General features: G+C 64.8%; 16 protein-coding genes. 5 read left to right on the top strand and 11 right to left on the bottom strand.

The genetic code is table 11. The features are described from left to right. Positions 1 to 110: 110 nt before the first annotated feature. A complete protein-coding gene (locus H0B43_RS39890; protein WP_185730527.1) occupies positions 111 to 797 on the top strand; it encodes a GntR family transcriptional regulator in 687 nt (228 codons plus the stop codon). A 565-nt stretch (positions 798 to 1,362) separates the two neighbouring features. Here the strand turns inward: H0B43_RS39890 and moaA are convergent. The 4 genes from moaA to H0B43_RS39870 all read right to left on the bottom strand — a co-directional run bounded on the left by moaA (position 1,363) and on the right by H0B43_RS39870 (position 8,672). Further along, a complete protein-coding gene (gene moaA / locus H0B43_RS39885) occupies positions 1,363 to 2,418 on the bottom strand; it encodes a GTP 3',8-cyclase MoaA (protein ID WP_185730526.1) in 1,056 nt (351 codons plus the stop codon). Between the two features lie 98 nt (positions 2,419 to 2,516). Next, positions 2,517 to 3,512 (bottom strand): NAD(P)-dependent alcohol dehydrogenase, encoded by a 996-nt coding sequence (locus H0B43_RS39880; protein WP_185730525.1) that lies wholly within the window; start codon positions 3,510 to 3,512, stop codon positions 2,517 to 2,519. Between the two features lie 648 nt (positions 3,513 to 4,160). Continuing rightward, positions 4,161 to 7,646 carry a serine/threonine-protein kinase gene (locus H0B43_RS39875; RefSeq protein WP_185730524.1) on the bottom strand — a complete coding sequence of 1,162 codons (3,486 nt, stop codon included), beginning with the start codon at positions 7,644 to 7,646 and terminating at the stop codon, positions 4,161 to 4,163. Between the two features lie 369 nt (positions 7,647 to 8,015). Continuing rightward, positions 8,016 to 8,672: a hypothetical protein gene (locus tag H0B43_RS39870; protein WP_185730523.1), complete on the bottom strand. Its 657-nt coding sequence runs from the start codon at positions 8,670 to 8,672 to the stop codon at positions 8,016 to 8,018. Positions 8,673 to 8,692: 20 nt separating this feature from the next. Here H0B43_RS39870 and H0B43_RS39865 point away from each other — a divergent pair, with 20 nt between their 5' ends. Both H0B43_RS39865 and H0B43_RS39860 read left to right on the top strand, forming a co-directional pair. Continuing rightward, on the top strand, positions 8,693 to 9,487 hold the full coding sequence (locus tag H0B43_RS39865; protein WP_185730522.1) for a phosphoadenosine phosphosulfate reductase family protein: 795 nt from the start codon (positions 8,693 to 8,695) through the stop codon (positions 9,485 to 9,487). A 93-nt stretch (positions 9,488 to 9,580) separates the two neighbouring features. Then, complete coding sequence (locus H0B43_RS39860; protein WP_213016613.1) at positions 9,581 to 10,003, top strand: YciI family protein; 423 nt, start codon at positions 9,581 to 9,583, stop codon at positions 10,001 to 10,003. Between the two features lie 130 nt (positions 10,004 to 10,133). Here H0B43_RS39860 and H0B43_RS39855 read toward each other — a convergent pair whose 3' ends face one another. Beyond that, entirely contained in the window at positions 10,134 to 10,349 is a 216-nt protein-coding gene (locus H0B43_RS39855; protein WP_185730520.1) for a hypothetical protein, read from the bottom strand. A gap of 11 nt (positions 10,350 to 10,360) precedes the next feature. Then, entirely contained in the window at positions 10,361 to 10,603 is a 243-nt protein-coding gene (locus tag H0B43_RS39850; protein ID WP_185730519.1) for a hypothetical protein, read from the bottom strand. A gap of 190 nt (positions 10,604 to 10,793) precedes the next feature. Here H0B43_RS39850 and H0B43_RS39845 point away from each other — a divergent pair. Then, positions 10,794 to 12,022, top strand: a protein-coding gene (locus tag H0B43_RS39845; RefSeq protein ID WP_185730610.1) for an IS3 family transposase whose coding sequence is annotated in 2 segments (ribosomal slippage) — positions 10,794 to 11,115 and positions 11,115 to 12,022 — 1,230 coding nt in all. Because the reading frame shifts where the segments join, the coding sequence is not laid out codon by codon here. 822 nt (positions 12,023 to 12,844) lie between these two features. On the opposite strand, the gene H0B43_RS39840 is transcribed toward H0B43_RS39845, so the two are convergent. Continuing rightward, the gene (locus tag H0B43_RS39840) at positions 12,845 to 13,969 is read right to left on the bottom strand and encodes a DUF4238 domain-containing protein (protein WP_185730518.1); all 1,125 of its coding nucleotides are present in this window, start codon (positions 13,967 to 13,969) and stop codon (positions 12,845 to 12,847) included. A gap of 92 nt (positions 13,970 to 14,061) precedes the next feature. Between H0B43_RS39840 and H0B43_RS39835 the strand changes: the two genes are divergently transcribed. Next, on the top strand, positions 14,062 to 14,556 hold the full coding sequence (locus tag H0B43_RS39835) for a hypothetical protein (protein ID WP_185730621.1): 495 nt from the start codon (positions 14,062 to 14,064) through the stop codon (positions 14,554 to 14,556). On the opposite strand, the gene H0B43_RS39830 is transcribed toward H0B43_RS39835, so the two are convergent. The 4 genes from H0B43_RS39830 to H0B43_RS39815 all read right to left on the bottom strand — a co-directional run bounded on the left by H0B43_RS39830 (position 14,476) and on the right by H0B43_RS39815 (position 19,743). Beyond that, the gene (locus H0B43_RS39830; RefSeq protein WP_185730517.1) at positions 14,476 to 15,681 is read right to left on the bottom strand and encodes a hypothetical protein; all 1,206 of its coding nucleotides are present in this window, start codon (positions 15,679 to 15,681) and stop codon (positions 14,476 to 14,478) included. The two genes, H0B43_RS39835 and H0B43_RS39830, sit on opposite strands and share 81 nt — an antisense overlap. An 803-nt stretch (positions 15,682 to 16,484) precedes the next feature. Then, positions 16,485 to 16,838, bottom strand: coding sequence for a helix-turn-helix transcriptional regulator (locus H0B43_RS39825; protein ID WP_185730516.1), 354 nt, complete (start codon positions 16,836 to 16,838; stop codon positions 16,485 to 16,487). Beyond that, on the bottom strand, positions 16,835 to 17,860 hold the full coding sequence (locus H0B43_RS39820) for a tyrosine-type recombinase/integrase (protein ID WP_185730515.1): 1,026 nt from the start codon (positions 17,858 to 17,860) through the stop codon (positions 16,835 to 16,837). The genes H0B43_RS39825 and H0B43_RS39820 overlap by 4 nt, the downstream gene beginning before the upstream one ends. Before the next feature lie 590 nt (positions 17,861 to 18,450). Beyond that, positions 18,451 to 19,743: a LuxR C-terminal-related transcriptional regulator gene (locus H0B43_RS39815; RefSeq protein ID WP_185730609.1), complete on the bottom strand. Its 1,293-nt coding sequence runs from the start codon at positions 19,741 to 19,743 to the stop codon at positions 18,451 to 18,453. Positions 19,744 to 19,809 lie beyond the last annotated feature (66 nt).

The following is a 19,809-nucleotide window of genomic DNA, read 5'->3' as shown; positions in this document are numbered from 1 at the left end:
CAATTCCACGCCGTGTTGTCTGCGCACGGCGTGCACTGGTGAGACGCGGCGATCCCGCGTCTCACCACTGCAGACACGAACCCGAATTAGTGAAATCGAGCGGAGTGGTCATGCCGACAACGGATCCCGCTGCGGGAATCACCGATCAGGTCAGGGTGTGCAACCTCATCCGTGCGGCGATCCTCGAGAGCGAGTTCGTCCCGAACCAGCGCATGATCGAAGCCGATCTCTGTGTGCAGTTCGATGCCAGTCGTGCAGCTGTACGTGGCGCCTTACAGGACCTCGTCAGCGAAGGGCTCGTGGAACGGATCCAGAACCGAGGCGCACGAGTCCGCTCGATATCCCCAGAGGAGGCCGCCGAAATCACCGAGGTTCGCATGGTCATCGAAGGGTTATGCGCCGCAAAGGCTGCCAAGAATGCCACCGCAGCCGAGTTTAACGAGCTCACCGCGTTGGGCGCCGCTTTGACCACCGCCGCCTCGGCACGCGATATCTTCGAATTTGCGCATTTAGGAGAGACACTTCACCGCCGAATCCGTGAGATCGGGGCGCAGCGGTCGGCGGTCGCCATTCTCGATCGCCTGCACGGGCAAGTAGCACGACATCAGTCGCGATTGCTCATGCAGCCAGTCAGGCTCACACAGTCATTACGCGAGCACACCGAGATTGTCACTCAAATCTGCGCCGGCAATCCGGAGGCTGCGGAGGCTGCGATGCGCCAGCATTTCGAGAGTATTGCCAACGCACTCTATGCGATTCGCTCCCAAGGAGACCACTTGTCGAGCGGCGTGCACTGAGCCTGCTGATGTACGCCAAAGCTGTTCCTACCCATGCGACTCCACTCGAAGCAGGGCGACAAACAACACGGCATGAACTGGACACATGAATGTCAGGCTAAACTTGCAACTGCACCATTAGCTTTATTCTGCAATACCTTTCGAGGATCATAGAACCGGCGGGCATCCGCAAACCGCGGCTTGCTGCGCACCCACAACTCCGGCGTCCCCGCGTGCCTTGATCCGACATTCAGCCAAGCGGGACGGCGGCAACGGTGTGCCGTCCGCCGACTACATGCGTCGCGGCGGACGGCACACACCTCTCGGATTATCGATCCGAATATCCCGAACCGCCTGCAAACAGCGGAACAGGTCCAATTGGATACCGGCCAAGACGCTGCGGTCACAGGTCAGTCGACGCCCACCAGAACGCGGCGCCGGAATACCTTCGCAACATCAGGTCGGATCCGGCGCGCAATGCCACTCATCGTGACCGAGACCGGAACCTCCAGGTTCCCTCGGCGCCCTCTACAGTCATGGTCGTGAACTACCGGAAAGTGACGGATTCCGCCGTCACACATCGAGGTCAGCCACCAATCGCTCCCATACTGCGCACAGGAGGTGCGAAGCTGGCGACATCGATACCGTGCCCCGCCCACTTGTTCCACATGGCGCCGCGCCACAGCTGCGCCAATTGTTCGTCGCCTGCTCCGGACCGCATCGCACCGCGCAGGTCGATCTCGGTGTCACTGAACAGGCACGACCGTACTGTGCCTTCGGCGGTCAGGCGCGTGCGATCGCAGTCGGCACAGAACGACCGCGTGACCGAGCCGATGATACCCACTGTCGCGGTGCCGCCGTTGACCCGCCATAGCTCGGCAGGCGCCGCTCGATCGTCCCGGCCGATCTCCTCGAGTTCGAAGCGCGTACCCAGCGCGGACAGCAGCCGATCGGCGGGAACCATAGTCTCGCGCGACCATTCGTGATCGGCGTCGAGTGGCATCTGCTCGATGAACCGCAACTCCACCCCCTCGTCCAGGCACCATTGCAGCAGGTCCGCCGCTCCGCTCAGTGTCGCGGGCATCAGAACGGCATTTATCTTCACCGGGGCAAGCCCGGCGGCGACCGCGGCCCGGATGCCGGCGAGCACCGAGGGCAGTCGGTCCCGCCGGGTCAGCGACGCGAAGTGCCCCCGGTCGACGGTGTCGAGGGAGACGTTGATCCGGGTCAGGCCAGCGTCGGCGAGCCTACGTGCCCGATGCTCGAGCCCGACCGCGTTGGTGGTCATAGCGAGCGGAATGTCCGGCACCTCCTTCGCGCACCCGGCGATGATCCGCTCGAGGTCCGCGCGCATGAGCGGCTCACCGCCGGTGAACCGCACCTCACGGACCCCGAGGTGTTGGACGGCGAGGTCGACCAGACGGACGATTTCGCCGGTGGTTAGCAACTGCCCAGCCGGGATGGCAGGCAGACCTTCCTCGGGCATGCAATAGGTGCAGCGCAGGGAGCACTTCTCGGTGATCGACACGCGTAGGTCCCTGGCCACCCGGCCGAAGCGGTCGACCAGATGAGGAACCTCAGGGCGTCCTGCCGGGGAGGGAGAGGACCGCACAGTGGGGATGCCCATTTCGACCGTGGCCATCGCGTAGTCCTCCGTATCTTTATCACCCGACTCGATTGCTGTTCACTGACACCGCAGTCGGAGTACGACGCGAGTGTGCTGGTGCCTGCTTTCTGCGGTCAGATGGTGATGCAAATCTTGCCGAGATGACGGCCGGCTTCTTGGTGTTCGAAGGCACCGGCGAGGTCAGCGAGTTCGAAGGTGGTGTCCACTACGGGTCTCAGACTCGAGTTTTCGAGTGCGCCGATCATGTCGAGTTGATCGCGCCGGCTTCCGACAAGGAGGGCCCGGATTCGCACCTGCCGTGCGAGTGCCAACCCGAGCGGCACCGAGGCTCCCATACCGCCGAGGACACCGATCAGCGCAATACGCCCGCCGGTTGCGGCGGCGATCATGGACTGCTCGAGAGTTTGGGCTCCTCCGACCTCGATCACATGGTCGACGCCGCGGCCGCCGGTGACCGCGCGGGCCTCCGCACCCCACTCTGGTGTGGACCGGTAGTTGATGACGTGATCGGCGCCGAGCTGCTCGAGCCGGGCTTCTTTGTTCGCGGTGGACGTTGTGGCGATGACAGTTGCGCCGACGAGCTTGGCGAACTGCAGGGCAAAGATCGAGACGCCGCCGGTCCCTTGTACGAGCACCGTCTCGCCGGGCCGCAGGTTGCCCTCGGTGAACAGGGCCCGCCAAGCGGTGACTCCGGCGGTGGTGAGTGTGGCGGCTTCCGCGTGGCTGTATCGGTGTGGCGCACGGGTGAAGGCCGCTACTGGCATCGTGACCTCTGTACGGGCGAACCCATCGATGCCATCGCCGGGAACGGTGTCGAAGCCACCGACTGTGGGTCGTCCATCCGGCCAGCCTGGGAAGAACGTACTCACGACGTGGTCTCCGGCCTCCAACCCCGTGACGCCAGGTCCGACCTCGAGGACGACACCGGCACCGTCGGAGAGTGGGATCCGGTCTGCGCTAGGCGCGGTGAGACCACTGACGACTGCATAGTCGTGGAAGTTGAGTGAGCTGGCGTGCACGCGAACTCGCACTTCGCCCCAGTCCGGGGGCCGGGATGGCAGCTCGATGCGAACGATCTTGTCGAGGCCTCCACCTCGGCAAACTTGCATCGCCGTCACGTTCACGTGCTCTCCCTTCTCCAGCCATGCCGAGCTGGCGGCAGGTATGCCAGGTAGTTGGTGGTGGTCAATGCGGACTCCGAGATGGTGCGATCCAATCGAACCCTCCGGTCTTCATGCAGGTTCGGAGCTGCAGTCACCATCGCGCGTAAGACACGGTCATCACCCACGATAGGGTGCCGGCCCCGCGCGGGGAATAGCGCTTCGTCGCGATTGAACTGCGTCGAAGAGCCGCCTTGAGATAGGACGAACGGCTTAGCCTGCGCGGGTGATCCGGTATGACGGGTAGGCCGCTTCCACTGGCCCATTGTGATGCGTGCAACGGATCGGCGACGGTGAACTGCGGCCGCAAGATCTCGCATCGGGAAGGGCAATTCACTGACTTCGATTGCGACAGAACTGATTGCTCAACCACCCGGTCGACGCGCCCTGTCACACTGAAGTTTGATTCAGGCGAATGTGTCCGAGTGCTCGACGGTCTCGTCGCAGGTTCACCTCCTCTTGGCCGCTCATGAACGGGGGTACGGCCATACCCGTGCGCGCCGCTCCTCGCCTTTCAATACGGGTACGGATTCAATCTCGTCTTGTTGCCGATCTGCGTGGGGCCAGGCATCGGAACGGTCGACGATGCACCGGTACCTATTCTCCGAGGCGATCTAGGCGCGCGAGCACCGTGTCGGCGATGTCGCTTGGACCGTACTGTCCGGGATTGGCGCGCATCGAGGCGATCAGAACGCTGATCGCGGGTTCGGCGTCTCGTATCCATTGATTCAGACCTACCGCCACACAACGGTCCAGGACTGGCACCAGTTGGCGCGCACCATCCTCGATCCGCCCGGCGACGGCGAGGCATTCGCACACCAGAAGGTCGGCATTCAGACGGGCACGAGGACGGACACTGCCGTCGATGGACTCCGCAAGCGTGAGGGCTCGCCCGACCGCTGCATCGACGGCGTCGGTTGTCCCGACTCGCAGCGCTGAACGGATCGCCGAGTCCTCACGCATCTCGGCCGTGACTCGGACGATGCCGTTCACTTCGGTGGGAAAGCCGAGGCCACCGCTGGTTCCAGACTCTGTGGGGGACGTGCTGGGGACGTCGATCCCGCACCGGACCCGTTCGTTGTCTATCCGCGCTGCCAACCGGGCCAGGCTCAGGCGCCTTGCAAGGTCGGTACCTTCGTCGAGCCGTTGCGCTGCCGCAACGCGGTGGCCAAGTGCAGCCTTGACTCGGGCGCCGGTCCCGTACGTGGCAGCCATGAAGTCGACGATGCCGCCCTCGGCCCCGAGCGTGTAGCTGCGATCGAGATACTTCTCGGCTTCGGTGAGATGCCCCTGTTCGTAGCGCAGCTCACCGAGTAAGGCCCCGGTGAGTCGCCCACTGTACGACAGCATCCCGTCGGCGTCTGTCGCCAACTCGAGGGCATGCCGATAGCTATTTTCTGCGGCATCGAGATCCAGTTGCTCGCGTGCTGCGATGCCGGCCAGACAGTAGCCGTAGATCACGCTGAAGGGACCCGCGGAGCGCTGGTGGTAGGGGCGCGCCCACTCCTGCCACTGTCGGGCGGCTGAGAAGTCGAACCGGTGGATCGCACTGGTCGAACCCAGATCCGCCGTTCCGCACAGCACCCACGGCCGTAGCGAATCGGTCCTGGATGCGCCGAGGGCAACGGCTGCATCGACCCCTTCCAATTCGTCGTCGAAGGCTGCGTTCGTGGCTCGAATCAATGCCGCTTCGACGGTGCGGTCACTGACCTCAGTATCCTCCCCACCATTGGCCGCGACGGGATCCTCGTGCGCGAGGGTGAGAGCGCGCTCAGCCTCTCGGCGATGATGCAGCAACGAGTGCGCCCAGGCCAGCATGATCTGCAATCTCGCGTGATCGGCCGCGCCTTTGGCCGGGAGTTTCTCGGCGAGACCAAGCAGTGTCGCCATCCGGGCGTGCTCGAGCAGATCGAGGGCAACACCGTCGACGAGTGCGATGGCGCTATCTTCTTCTCCTGCTTCGAGATAGTGATCGACCGCCGCACTGATCTGCCCGTTCTCTGCCGACCACTCGGCGGCCCGCCGATGCAGGTCATCGGCACGTGCCGAGTCGTCGCGCTGGAGGCGACGACGGAGGTACTCCGCGAACAGCGGGTGGTAGCGGAACCATCTGGCGTCGTCGTCGAGGCGGCGGAGAAACAGATCGCGCGCCTCAATTTCCTCGAGCATGGCTTGCCCGCGCCGTTGTCCGGTCAACGCATCGGCCAACGCGCCGCTGATGCGCTCGGGGGTTGCCGTCGCGAGCACGAAATCGAGTGTCGCCGAATCGAGACCGTTCAGTACATTCTCGGCGAGGTATTCGCCGATCTCGCGGTGACTGCCCGACAGGTGCTCGATCAGTTCCTGCGGGTCCGGTCGTTCGCGAAGGGTTAGTGAGACCAGTTGCAGCGCCGCGGCCCAGCCATCCGTGGTTTGCTCGAGTTCGGCGACTTCGGTGTCCTTCAGCTCGAGACCACTGTGCTGGACCAATAGTTTTCCCGACTCTTCCCTGTCGAATCGGAGCGCGACCGCGTCGAGCTCGATCAACTCGTCGCGTACACGCATTGCGCTCAGGGGCAGGCCGAGCCGGGTACGGCTGGTCACGATCAGTTGCAGGTGATGGCAGCCATGCTCGAGTAGGAATGCGAGCGCGGACCGGGTGTCCTCGTTGGTGACGCGATGCCAGTCGTCGACGACGAGGGTGACGTGCTCGTCGACGGTATGGAGCCGGTTGATCAGCGCGGTGAGTACGTATCGGTGTACCGCTTCGCCGTGCCCCTCAAGTTCCCGAATGAGTTCTGAACCGAGGTCCGGCTGCGCCAACGCGATCGCCTCGACAAGATGCGCAAGAAACCACACAAGAGTGTTGTCGTCGTTGTCAATTGACAGCCACGCCACCTTGTAGCCCTCGCCACGCAACACGTCGGTCCGCTGCGCTGCCAAGGTGGTCTTGCCGTATCCGGCGGGTCCGTGAATAAGCACCAGGCGCGGCCGGCCACCTCCCGCATCGAGACGCTCGAGCAACCGAGTGCGCGCAACCATTGGGTGCAGGGTCACCGGCGGCCGGTACTTCGTGGGAGCGCGTGGGGGCTGGTTCCGGGACGTCGGACGAAGCTCGCGGCGGCGAACATACGCTGCAGTGCGATCGGCCGACGAGTCCACGGTCGCACGAACGGGTGCCTGATCCTCCTCTCGTGTCAGGGGCAGCGGGATGTCGACGACCGGAACGCCGATTAGATCCGCTGCACCGCGGAGTTGCTCCCCGAGCGCCTCCGCCGAAGGCGGCCGCGCGGCAGGATCACGCATCATCGCCGCTTCGATCACTGCACACACCGCGTCTGGAAACCCCTCCTCACGCAGATCAGGTACCGGCGCGGTGCTGATCCGCAGCAACTGCGCCACCAACTGCTCCCCTCGACGCCGACCGAACGCAGAACGTCCCGCCAGCGTCGTAAAAAGGGTGGCCCCGAGACCATAGACATCCGACGCGGTCGATGCGGCACCCCCACCGAGCAGCTCCGGCGCCGTATACGAGGGCGAACCGAGGACGAGGCCACGAGTGGTGTCATCGCCTCCGGCGATCCGGGCGATACCGAAATCCGTCAGCTGCGGCTCCCCATACTCAGTAAGGAGGATATTGGCGGGTTTAACATCCCGATGCAGCACACCGGCGCGGTGCGCCGTTTCCAGCGCACCGGACATCTTCACTCCGACCGCGAGCGCCTCGGCAACGGACAACGCGCCGTGCGTCCCGATCCAGGTCTCGAGTGAATCTCGGCGATGGAACGGCATCACGATGTACGGGCGCCCAGCTTCGGTGATCCCCGCCTGCAACACATGCACAATATTGGGATGTCCAGACAGCCGGCCCATCGCCTGCTGTTCGCGGAGAAACCGGACACGATCGACCGGATCATCGGAATCGGCGCTGAGCACCTTGACAGCTACGACGCGATCGAGGGTGGGTTGTCGGCAGCGGTACACCACACCGAACCCGCCACGACCGGCTACAGCGTCGACCTCGAACCCCTCAGACCTGAGTTCCGCGACCACGTCACCATTGTCCGCTCGCCGCTGAGTGCGTTCGGATTCGTCACCGGCCATGACGCACTCTCGGCACGCGCCACACCAAATGACACCGGCTCCCTGTCCCCCGACTTCCGTCCATGGGACTCACCTCACGTGATCAGCTCGTCCCAATTCTAGATACGCCCTCACCCGGTTCCCAGAAGAATACCGAGATCCTCTCGTGACGCTCTGCGCCTACCAGAAACGATTTGCAGCGATCACTACCATTCACAAGCTACGCGCGAATGTGCCCGCAGCGACCGGAATGGGGTGTGATTGGAGGCCCCTCTTACGCGTGATTACCGGACAGTCAGTTCGTGGAGCTACCAAGGCAAGCATCATTGCTCGCAATGGGTGAACACCCCCTACACGTGCCGAATCATCCTCTGAACAGCGCAGACAGACCTAGATGCGGGTAGCACGCAGGCCGACCTCGAACCACGGCCGCGCCTGACGCCACAGGGCGAGGTGGTTCCAGTCGTCGAAGACCTGCGGCCACTGGTCGGCGGCGACCCGGCTCAGGACGGGGTAGGACGGGGCATCGTCACCGAGCATGGTCTCGGTGAACCCGTGGCCGCGGAGCCGGCGCATCACCGCCAGCCGATGCGCGTCCGCACTCGTCCAGCTCAGCTGCGCGTCATCGGCCGTGACCGTGCCCCAGCGTGCGTCCGGGAGCAGGTGTTTGCGGCCGGGCCGCAGCGGCACGATCACCGCTGTGTCCGGGTCAATCGTGGTGGAGAGCACCTGGTGTAGCAGTGCCGGGTTCGCCGGCGTCAAGGTCACCGGGCCCCGGGTGACGATGTGCGCGCCGGTGCGCAGCGACCGGTGCCGATACCCCCAGACGCACACTTCGCACAGGCGGCGGCCGGCCAGGTTCGTCCACGACTCGTACCCGGTGAACCGACGTGATACGACCTGCCCGCCTGGGCTCATCACCGCGGTGGTCAGGCCGCAGCGCGCGCACCTGGCCGCCCGGGTATCGGGTGCGCCGGCCACGTCCGGGATCCCGACTGCGGTGGTGTACGCGGCCCACACCACATCGATGGGGGCGGCAATGGTCATGGGCGGCACCGTAACCTGCTGTGGTGAACGCACCGGACCCCGGCCTGGACCTGGCGATGCTCCGCGGCCTGCGGCCACCGTCGGTAAAAGCCGGACCGGGCGCCCTCGCCGACATCGCGGCCCGGATCGAGGCGCACCTCGCCGCCCATGACGGGTACGTCGCGTTCTCCGGTGGCAAGGACTCGCTGATCGTCCTCGACCTGGCCCGTCACGTCGAACCGGAGGTGCCGGTGGTGTTCTTCGACTCCGGACTCGACTACCCCGAAACCTACGACTACCTCACCGAACTCGCCCACACCTGGCGACTGGACCTGCACCGCATCCCCACCGACCCACCACTACTGCAGGTCCTCGCCGACTCCGGCCACTGGAACCACTGCGCCCCGGTCGGCACGCCCGTCGATCTGCACAAGGTGCTGATCACCGCACCCGCCCACCGGGCCCACGCACTGCTCGGACCCGGCGAGCTGTGGGGTGTGCGGGCCGATGAATCAGCCTCCCGCCGGCACCTCTACACCCGCGGTGGCCGCCGTGACGGCATCATCACCCGCGGCGACGGCACCACCGCGTACGGGCCGATCTGGAACTGGACCACCCCCGATGTCTGGGCACACATCGCCCGCCACCGGCTCCCAGTGAATCCCGTCTACGCCAAACTCCGTGAGCTGGGTGTCCCCGAGCAGCAACACCGCCTCTCCCACCTCATCGACGGTGGCCACCTCGACCGCGGCCGGCTGACCTGGCTACGCCGCGGATGGCCCACCCTCTTCGAGCAACTCGCCGATGTACTCCCCCGACTCCGACAACTGAGCTAGGAAATGTCACCGCGGAATGTCGAGAACCCGCGCACGGCTTCGTCCCCGCAGTGAAACGGCCACAACGGCCACACCGCACCAAAGGAGAACATGATGGCCAAGTACCTGCTGCTCAAGCACTACCGCGGCGCGCCCGCATCGGTCAACGACGTACCGATTGACCAGTGGACGCCGGAGGAAATCTCCGCCCACGTGCAGTACATGAACGACTTCGCCGCCCGGCTCGAGGGCACCGGCGAGTTCGTCGACAGTCAGGCACTCTCCCCGGAGGGCATGTTCGTCCGCTACGACGGCGAGGGCCGGCCACCGGTCACCGACGGCCCGTTCGCCGAGACCAAGGACCTGATCGCCGGCTGGATGGTGATCGACGTCGAGACCCACGAGCGGGCACTCGAACTGGCCGGCGAACTGTCCGCGGCCCCCGGGGCGGATGGCAAGCCGATCCACGAGTGGCTCGAGGTGCGCCCCTTCCTGACCGCCGCACCGACCACGACGGAATGCGGTTTTCACCAGTGATGATGACACGTCCCCCGATCCTCTGATCGCGGTGCCGGGGGCCGCTCGAACAAGGGCGTGCTGTCTAGTGCGTGGGCAAGAGTGGGCTAGAGTTTGTCCACTGCGGATGCACAGGATGAGCCGGAGGCGTTTACCCCTTCTCGGGGTTGGTGCCTTCGGTTTTCTGTTTCGCGAGCCGCTCCTCGGTCATTCGCTTCTTCAGCTCCCGGCGGGCGCGTTGCTTCGGGGTCTCCTTGGGTTCGCTCTCGGGTTGGTCGTCGACCGGTCGAAAGGTCGCACGCCCGAGCACGATGTCCGGGTGCACGACCAGCTCGGGGCGGCCCTTGTCGTCGGTGAACAGTCCCATCTCGAACCTCCTCAGTCTTCGGTGACGTCCCGCAGCTGCACGATCATCCGCCGGCCGATGCTGCCATCCGGGCGACGGTAGCGCCCCTCACCGGCCGAGACCACCTCGAACCGCATTCCGCGCGGCAGCAGGTGCGCGGTGTCGTCGACGGTGTCCGATCGGCCCAAGTACATGCCCCGGTCGGTTTCGATCTCGAACACCACATCCCGTTCCCCGAGTGTCTGATCGAGTTGATGAACCGCGTGGGTGGCCATCGTGTGCCGGTCGAAGTCCAACCGCGATCCCGGCTGCAGGGTCGAGGGCAGGTTGACCGCTTCCTGCGGCGCCGTGTGCGGGAGGGTGCAGTAGAGGATGTGTCCTCGGTCGCCCCACCGGGGCTTCCCCCTTGAGTGTGGACATCGTGAACACTGGGGCGTGAAGGTCCCAGAGGAAGAGATGTCACTGATGGCGATGAAGGCGTACTCGGCGGAATTCAAGGCCGATGCCATCGCGCTGTACCTGTCCGACCCGAGCCACACCTTCGAGGGCATCGGCAACGACCTGGGAGTCAGCCGCGAGACCCTGCGGAATTGGGTGCGGTCGGAGCGCAAACGCACCGGTACCTCCACGGCCGAGCTCCGGGCCAATGGGGCGGCGCGGCCGGCGTCGCCGACAGGCGAGGTATCGTCCGAGTCCGTGTTGGAGGAAGAGAACAAGCAGCTCAAGGCCCAGATCCGGAAGCTCGAAACCGAACGGGAGATCCTGCGCAAGGCGGCAAAATATTTCGCGGGCGAGACGAATTGGTGAGCCGCTTCCAGTTCGTTGATGACCACTGCGACACCGTTCCGGTGAAGTGGCTGTGCCGAATCCTCGAGGTCTCCCGCTCGGGTTTCTACCGGTGGCGGACCTCGGCGCCGGCCCGGGCGGAACGCGTCCGCGCCGATCAGGATCTGGCCGAGCGGATCCGCGCCATCCACGCCGACTCCGACGGCACCTACGGTGCGCCGCGGGTCACCGCGGAGCTGCGCGAGGCCGGAATCGAGGTCAATCACAAGCGGGTCGAGCGGGTGATGCGCGAGCACCGGATCGTCGGTGTGCATCTGCGCAAACCGGTCCGTACCACGATTCCTGCCCCGGACGCGGCCGAGGTGCCGGATCTGATCGGGCGGGATTTCACGGCGAGCGCACCGAACACCCGATACGTCGGGGACGTCTATTTGCCGGTCGGCGATGGTGAGTTTCTGTATCTGGCGACGGTGTTGGACCTGGGTTCGAGACGGTTGGCGGGGTGGTCGATCGCCGACCACATGCGTACCGAGTTGGTCACCGATGCGTTGCGTGCGGCGGCGGCCTGTCGCGGCGCCGCCGGTCTCGATGGGTCAATTTTCCACTCCGACAACGGGGCTCAGTATGCGTCGGCGGATTTCGCGGACCTGTGTCGCGAGCTGGGGGTGATCCGGTCGCGGGGTGCGGTCGGAACGTCGGCGGACAACGCGGCCGCCGAGTCGCTGAACGCGACGTTGAAACGGGAGACGCTGAAGGGGCGGAAGCGCTGGAACAGTGCGGGTGAGGCCCGCGCCGCCGTCTTCCGCTGGATCACGCGATACAACACCAAAAGGAGGCATTCCACTCTCGGCCAGATCTGTCCGATCGAGTTCGAGCAGCGATCGGCTACGCTGGCCACCGCCGCATAGGAATTGGTGTCCACATCTCAGGGGGAACGCCCACCGTTCTGCGGTCTGAATTGCCCGGTCCACCCGCTGGACCTGCGAGCGGGTCTTCTCGTCCAGTTGCTGGGCGTCACCGCGTGCCTTCGACAACGCCTCGCCGACGGTGTTCCACCGGTCCGGGTTGTCGATCAGGGTCTGCACGGCGGTGTAACCGACGGCCGGCAACCGCGACTGCGCCCTGTGCTTGTTCGCCGAGCGCACCTTGCGCTGACGCGAACTCAGCGGCTGGCGAATCGAATCCGGGATCGGCAGCTCCCGGCGTTTACGTTCGGAGACCTCGGGCACTGTCACTCGGGGGAAGGCCCGCTCCAGGTCTTTCCGAGCACGGGTGAATTCGGCGTCCTCGACCATCCGGTCGAGCTCCCGCGCCGAGTCACGCTCCTGTGCGCGGTCTTTGTACGCGGCGGCGGAACGGTAGCCGGCCCGCTTCGATGCGGGCGTGCTGCTGGTGCCGGCCTCCGGATCCAACCGGGTTGGAGGCGCGTCCGGGCTCACGTTGTACGCCACCAGATCCCCTCCCGCCGCGTCGAACACACCCCAGATATGACGAAGCGTGGCAGGCATTGATGTCCCAATTGACGGCCTGCCACGCTCGGACCCGACTGCAAGGCGGGTCTACCGAGGGAGAAGCATTCCGGTGACCAAACCAGTAACTCGCTCCCACGCGTGTTGCCGGCCTCTCGACCGAACGCATCTCAGACTACCGAAACCTACTGGCCCAGTTCGACCCACATAGGCCAGGAACTCGGAAGACCGGATGCCTCGAACTCAGCGATTTCGGCCATCCTAGTTTCCGTACCATCGCGGCACGGGCCAAGGCGGTGCCGAATGCAGGTCAACCCACCGCGTACGAGGGGCCGCATCGGTAAGAAGTTCTTTCAAGGCTGCTTGGGGACTGAGGCGTGCGACTGTCTCGTCATCGAGTTCCTGCCGCTCCGGCCATGGGGGAACCTCGATCTTGATCGCGATCTCGTCTCCAGGCCGCTCGAACGTCGTCTTGGTGGCGGCTGCGACGACCTCGGTATTGATGCTGTCCGTTTCGGTTTGGTCGAGCTGGTACCGGCCACGATGGTGTAGTCCGGGCTTCAGCATCACCAATACCTGATTCGGATTCAGCGGGTAGAGCGCGACCGCACTGTTCCCAGCCACACCCGCGCGATCCCTGGTGTTCGGAGGCCCCGCTAGGAGAATGACCGGGTCATCGCAGGTGACGAGAGGCGCGTCCGTGCGGTACACGGCCCATTCTCGAAGATGAAGTCCGAGCGCCGTGACGTTCTGGACGTCCTTGATCATCAGGTCGAGAGCCTCGTGCTTCGGGTCGTCCTGCCGCTTGGACATCGACTCCTCGATCGCTTCCGGGCCCAGACCTGATTGCTTCAGGAACTCCCGCTTGGCCGCATCCGGGCCGTTGACGAGGACAAGGGTGCGCTTACGGTTACTGACCGTCCGCGTGATCTGCAGGCCGAGGAATACGGCGAGGTCCTTCTTCAGGTCATCGTCCGAAACCACTCCAGCGCGCCACTTCTCAAGCGAATCCAAGCGGTGCGCGCAGGTGTCCTCAATGCGGGACAGATGCTTCTCGATCCACTTGAGCGGGGTGTCCATGGTGTTGTCGGTTGCCGGGAGGCTGTAGAAATTCTTCTCGTGTGCCACCTCTTTCGGTGGCTGGGGCGGATCTGCGTCGCCGGTGTCGACCTGGACGGGTTGTACCATTTCGTTGACGGCCCATCGGCGCAAATACATCTGCGGTACGTAGTGGTGCTTTTTCGCCGTCTCGTTTTCGGCCTGACGCTTCGATTCAGCCACGAACTCGTCGGATAGCCACTCGTGCTCGAAACGCATGGCCATGATGGCGTCCATCAACCCGGGGAGCATGCGGCCGAGCCTATGCGGGACTTCTGACAATTCCATGCTTCCTTCGCCGCATACGCCGGAAGGCTGGCAGGGGCTCGAGGCCGACAAGCCTGCGAAGGTTGTCGACAGCTGGTGAGAGACTGCTTCGCGTGCATGCGTTCATCGACGAATCCAAACGGGGCGAGTACGCCCTGTGCGCCGTGACCGTCGCCCCCGGCGACGTCACGAGCCTCCGCAAGCAGATGAACGCACTCCGGCCTCCCGGGCATTCGCGGATCCACATGACCGGTGTCGGAAAGAAGCTGGCCCCGAAGATCGTTTCCGAGGTCGCCCGGCTCGAAGCGACCAGCCGGATCTACCTGATGACCTCGAAGAAGGTGAACGAGCGGCAGGCCCGCGATGTCACCCTGGCCGCTGCCGTCCGCGACCTGTCACAGATGTCGGTGACCAACGTGGTCATCGAGTCCTGCGACCAGGACCGCGAGGACAACCGCATCATCCGCGACGAACTCGGCGGTGATCCCCCGTTCGTGTACACCCACGACCGTACTGGTGGAGATCCGTTATTCGTTGTGCGCGATATTCCCGGAGCACTCCGTTCGGTTCTCGGCGCGGAGTGCGGTGTAGCGGCCCCAGTCTTGTGAAGCCAGAGCAGCCCAGTTGACAGCTGTGTTCGGACTGATGCCGAGGAGGTCAGCGAGGATGGGGGCCGGAACCTCTGCTGCGAGCTGGAGGAGTGCGGCGTTTCGTGCCGAACGAACGGTGACCCCGGTCTGTGCGAGTTGGTTGCGGAGCACGTCCGCGCTTCGATGTCGGCCCGGATGCCCACCTGGAAACAACCAACGGTTGGGTTTGCTTGCGTAAGAGGATCTTCCACGCCGATGGAGCAATGCCCGGGTGAGTTCGTCGAGCGGTGCGGGAAGCAGGATGGGATCGTCGCCGAAACGGACGGTGACCCCGGGTCCGGTAGTGGCGATCTGGTCGGGCGTCATGCGGCAGATTCGTGTGACGGGCTGTCCGAAGAGCAGGACAAACAGACCCGCGACACGAGTATCGAGGGGCAGGGTCTCGTTGTGGAGGAGCTCCTCGACGATCGACCAGCGATGATCGTCGGCAAGGGTGACATCGGGCTCGGCGCGCTGCTGACGGGGTGCGCGCAAGTCGGCTATCAGGCGACGGTCGTGCGTCCAGGTGAGGAATCCCACGAGGAACCGGACACGGCCGGGGTGCTCGACCAGGTATTTGTCCAGGTCGGACTGCCGTGCCGTGGTCAGTGTTGTGCCGTGCTCGGTCAGCCAGCCGAGGAAGTGGGTCGCGCCGCGGATCAGTGCCCGATCGTTGCGGGCGCCGGCGGCGGTGAGTTGTCCACGGTCGGCCTTGGCGCGGGTGCGACGGAGCACGTGCCATACGGCGTAGGCGTGCACCACTCGTGCATCTGCAACGGGCAGGTCTGCGAGGATGGTGCGCAGCCAGGGAGTGAGGCGTTCGAGCTCGACGTGCTGCGGCGGCAGGACGCCCAGGGCGGCGAGGAAGTCCCTGAGATAGTCCAGTGCGCGAGTGCGCGGCACGGCGTCCAGGGCGTTGTGGCTAATTGCGATGTCGCCGACGGCCATTCGCCGCAACAGGTCGGCCCCTTGGCTTTGCTGGAGCCAGAACAGGGTCGATTTGGGCCGGTCGACGGCAAGAAGTGCAGAAAGGACGGGCTCGAGGCCACAATTGACGGTGCCGTCGGCAGTGGTGAGCAGGGCCGTAGCTCGCTCGGTGAGCACGCAGACTGCGCATCTTCGTCCGTACTGGTGGTCCTCGCGTCCGCAGTCGGCGCACGCGAACGGAGAAGGTTCGCCAGCGCATGTCGCGCAGATTCGGCGTCCGTCGTCGGACAGATAGGCGAGGACCTTGATCTGCACGCATGCGGGGCAAGTACCGGGATTGCGGCGCAGCTGTTGGTAGCAGAGCCGGCATATGGGTGCTCCGAGCAGGACCGTTCGTGGATTGCGATCGTGCCCGCATTGGCCGCATCGCTCGAGTTTGCGTGGCGCGCAGGTGGTGCATAGCCATCCGGACTCGAGACGGACGACAGCGTAGGTGTCACGTCCGCAGCGCGAACATGTCTTGTGTGAGATCGGATCGTGCCGATAGCAACGTAGGCACAGCTGCTCGGTGTTGGTCCGGCGCGTAATGACCCGCATGTTTCCGCACCGTGAGCACGGTTTGAGGTCGGCCACCCGTCCGCAATGCGCGCAGGCCTTCCGGCCATCGGGGAGACGTCGGCACAGGATTTTCTCACCGCCGCAGACCGCGCAGTGCGGCCTGACGACTCTCACCGCGCCAGCGGCAGCCAACCGTTCGAGCAACCGCTGCACGATAGGCGGCATGAGTGGATCACCCGAGGTCAACAGATTCGGAAAACGGTCGAAGTGCTGCAGGAGGATTGTTCGTTTCTCAGGTCGCGGGACCAAGACCTCCAGGATGCCGCGGACGGTCGTTGCGGCCAGTTCCGGCTCGACCGTTGCGATCTCGGCGACCAGTGCGTCGAGCGTCTGCATGGAGGTGAGCGTGCTGCACCGGACCATCAGACAGACGGCCCCGGACGATCCTGACCGGGTCGACGGACACGGGCGCGGACGGGCCGGAGCTCGCCGATGCCCGACGGCCCCGCCTCCTCGGTACCGGTCTTACTCTCGTGCCGTGGTTGCGCGATCGGTTCGATCAGCTCGCTGGGGCCGACATTGAGGATGTCGCACAGTGCCGCCAGGATCTCCATGTTCAGCCGCTGCGGTGTCTTGGTGACCAGCCGGAAGACCTGCTCGCGTGACAAATGGATGTCGCGCTCAGCAAGCAGCGGGACAAGATCGGTGGTTTGGAACATGCCGCGGGTCGCCATAATCTGGCGCAAATGCCAGCGGATGGTCAACTTGTCGGTCACGGTTGCTCTCCTGCCGTGGAGTACACCCTGCTCAGCGCTGACGCCAGGGTGCGGTTCTTGAAGTCGTTGCTGACCGAGGTGTAGATCGCGGTCGTGGCGGCAAACGCATGACCGACCTGCTCCTGCACGAACCTTTCGGGATAGCCGAACTCGACCAGATGCGTGACATACGAGTGCCGAAGACAGTGCAACGTCAGTTCTCGCGGCAACCCAACGTCATTGCGTAACTGCGCAAATCGCTCATCGATGTAACGCATCGAGACACGGCTGACCCGCTCGGTCACCCACAGCGCCGGATGCTGCCGCGCTCGGTACTTTGGCCTACCCTGCTCGACCCACTGGCGCATCCCTTCCAACGCCCAGTCGAACTCCGGCACGGCAAGCACCGTCCGCCGCCGTGGTGGCCCGCCCCTGACGGACTTGCCGTACCGCACATGAAGTGACCCGAATTGGCCCCACTTCTTGACGTGGGGGTTCGGCCGCAAGTCGGCCAAGTCGAGCCTCGCGAGCTCGCGGCGCCGTAGCCCGAAACCGTAGGCAGTCTTGAACATCTGCGCATCCCGAAGCGCTGTCAAAGCACCCTTACGGCCCGTCCGGGCGAGCGTGTCGACCCGGTCGTCGGCGTGATCGAAGAAGGCCTGCAGCTCGTCGTAGCTCATCGGTCTGCGTTCCGGATTTCCTTCGTAGTCACTCAAATGCGCGACGGTGTTCCATTCGTGGCAGACCTGCGCCGGAATCTCACCGAACCGGTTGCCGCACTGTTCCAACCACTCGTATCGCGGATCCGTGAGGTAGTCGAGAAACATACGCAGAGCCAGGTGATAACCGCGGATCGTAGATGGAGCTAGCCGATCCGTTCCCGAGGTCAGCGAGGTCGTGAAGTCCTCTACGTCGCCGGGCGTCCACCGCCAGGGATACTCGCTGGTGAACTCGGCAAACCGCCGCACCAACCGAGCCCTCGGTCCGATCGTCGACGCGGCCAACAGCCGGCTCCGTTGTTGCAGCGACCAGCCCTCGACCATGGCCTTGAAGACTGCAGTCGGCTCGTCGAGGTGAATAAGCCCATTTACCAACACTAATCGGGCCGAACCAGGCACTTCCCTCACGCTTCACCCCCAGTAACGGCGGTTGCATTTGAAGCAACATACTTGCACCAGGTCCCGCACCGAGTCAACGATGCTGGTAGATCCGTTCACATCTAGTGTCGGAACGGCTCGTAAATCCCCAGATCACGCCCTGCTTGTTGCATTTGCTACGACAATGCGCGGTTGCCCACCAACCCGTTGTTGTGGATCCCGGACGTGCATGCCTGGGCCTGGGGGCGAAGCGGCAGCATGCGGGCGAAGATCGCCCACCGGGTCACCGTGGTGAAGCTCTAAGGACACGAAGAAGGCCCTCCGGATTGGAGAGGCCTCTCGTGAGAGGTGGGCGCGCAAGGCTGGAAACCGCTTGGTGGGGCTGCCTACAGGGGTACTTACGCCCCGGAGACCTCCTACACGAACCACTTCCCTCGGCTACTGCCTCGGGCACTCACATTATGTCGGTCGATGTTGCGTCGACGCAACCGCCGCGCGGTTGACCTGGGCGTACACCGCTTAGATGGTATGTGGTCTTAACCTCGGCCGGGCGCTGGATGCGCCTCGCCGGAGACAATCCCTGCCCGGATCCCGATCGCGCTGGCTTCCCCACGGTTGGCGACGTCGAGTTTCTTGAGCACGCTCGCGACGTGAAACTTGATCGTGCTCTGGCTGATCCCGAGTTCCTCGGCGATGGCGCGATTGCGTTTGCCCACCGCGAGGTGCGCAAGGACTTCGAGCTCGCGGGGGTTCAGGGTGGACAGCAGGTGCTCGTCGGGACGGGCGGCGGGCGGATCCAACGGGATGGTCAGCGTCACCCGACTCCCCCACCCGGCGATGGATTCGATGTCGATCCGGCCGCGCAACGTGTGCAGGCGTCCGGACAGTTGCCGAGTCAGCGCGTTGCGGTCGATGGCGCCGGGCCCCTGGTCACGGACCTCGATCAGGACGTTGTCACCGTCGCAGTCCCACGCGATCCGTAGCCGGGGCAGCACCGGTTGTGCGCCGAATGCCAGCACGATGGCGCGGACCATCGCGCGTGCCGCATGCGCCACCTCACCGGGAAGCGGACGGCCGTCGGCCGGCGGGTCGACATACTCGACTTCGACCTCCCGATGCCGCAAGAGAGGTCGTAGTTCGCCCTGCAACCTGGCGAATGCCGTGGTGACCGCCTCCTCGGACAGGGCACGATCGGCGGCACCCGCCGATCGCAGGGCGATCAGTGCGGCCGATGCGGTCTCGCTGGCGGTGATGCGCGATCGCCGGTCGTCGAGGTCGTTCGATCGGAGGGTTCCGAGGACCGACGACAGGGTCGCCTCGTGCACCTCCGTCAGTTCGGCGATGGTGCGTGCGCGTTCACTCGACGCGGCCCGTGACTCGGCGAGATAGTCGGGGCTGGCCTGTGCCACCTGGTGCTGGATGGAGGTCGCGACGATTCCGAACATCGCCGCGACCTCATCGTGCTCGGGTGCGCCTGCCTGCGATGGTCGCGGGACCAGGACGAGCAGCGTGTCGCCGGAGTCGCGGACCGCCCAGATGGGGCGGCGTCCACCTCCCAGCGACCGGATTCCGGCGACGACGCCGCCGGGTTCGAGGGATTGTTTGATCTCGTCGAGTTCGTCGATGGTCACCCGGTCGACTATCTCCCGGTTTCCGGCGACCTTTCGGGGGCGTCCGGTGCATTCGCGGGTGAAGATCACCAGGGCGTCGTGTGGCCACAACGGGCCCAGGAACCGGGAGAAGCGGGCCGCGATGTCCGGGAGCGGTCCCGTGATCACCGTCCGCATCTCCACCCAGGCGTCAACCTGCAACCGAACCGAGTCCTCCACGCTTACCACGTATCCACCGTATGGCCGGTAGCCGCGAGAAGGCACTGGCCAAGCGGCCAGCCCGAA

Origin of the sequence: Rhodococcus sp. 4CII (assembly GCF_014256275.1) — a bacterium.
Taxonomy (GTDB): Bacteria; Actinomycetota; Actinomycetes; order Mycobacteriales; family Mycobacteriaceae; genus Rhodococcus_F; species Rhodococcus_F wratislaviensis_A.
The sequence above is the reverse complement of the archived record's forward strand: the minus strand, read 5'-3'. Positions and strand labels throughout refer to the sequence as shown.

What these genes read in the sequence shown, in the direction of transcription:
- H0B43_RS39870 (WP_185730523.1), bottom strand. Translation starts at nt 8,672, where the DNA reads ATGACCATTGCCGCCCCCATCGATGTGGTGTGGGCCGCGTACACCACC.
- H0B43_RS39820 (WP_185730515.1), bottom strand. Translation starts at nt 17,860, where the DNA reads ATGGTCGAGGGCTGGTCGCTGCAACAACGGAGCCGGCTGTTGGCCGCG.
- H0B43_RS39875 (WP_185730524.1), bottom strand. Translation starts at nt 7,646, where the DNA reads ATGGCCGGTGACGAATCCGAACGCACTCAGCGGCGAGCGGACAATGGT.
- moaA (WP_185730526.1), bottom strand. Translation starts at nt 2,418, where the DNA reads ATGGCCACGGTCGAAATGGGCATCCCCACTGTGCGGTCCTCTCCCTCC.
- H0B43_RS39840 (WP_185730518.1), bottom strand. Translation starts at nt 13,969, where the DNA reads ATGGAATTGTCAGAAGTCCCGCATAGGCTCGGCCGCATGCTCCCCGGG.
- H0B43_RS39850 (WP_185730519.1), bottom strand. Translation starts at nt 10,603, where the DNA reads ATGGCCACCCACGCGGTTCATCAACTCGATCAGACACTCGGGGAACGG.
- H0B43_RS39855 (WP_185730520.1), bottom strand. Translation starts at nt 10,349, where the DNA reads ATGGGACTGTTCACCGACGACAAGGGCCGCCCCGAGCTGGTCGTGCAC.
- H0B43_RS39860 (WP_213016613.1), top strand. Translation starts at nt 9,581, where the DNA reads ATGGCCAAGTACCTGCTGCTCAAGCACTACCGCGGCGCGCCCGCATCG.
- H0B43_RS39880 (WP_185730525.1), bottom strand. Translation starts at nt 3,512, where the DNA reads ATGCAAGTTTGCCGAGGTGGAGGCCTCGACAAGATCGTTCGCATCGAG.
- H0B43_RS39890 (WP_185730527.1), top strand. Translation starts at nt 111, where the DNA reads ATGCCGACAACGGATCCCGCTGCGGGAATCACCGATCAGGTCAGGGTG.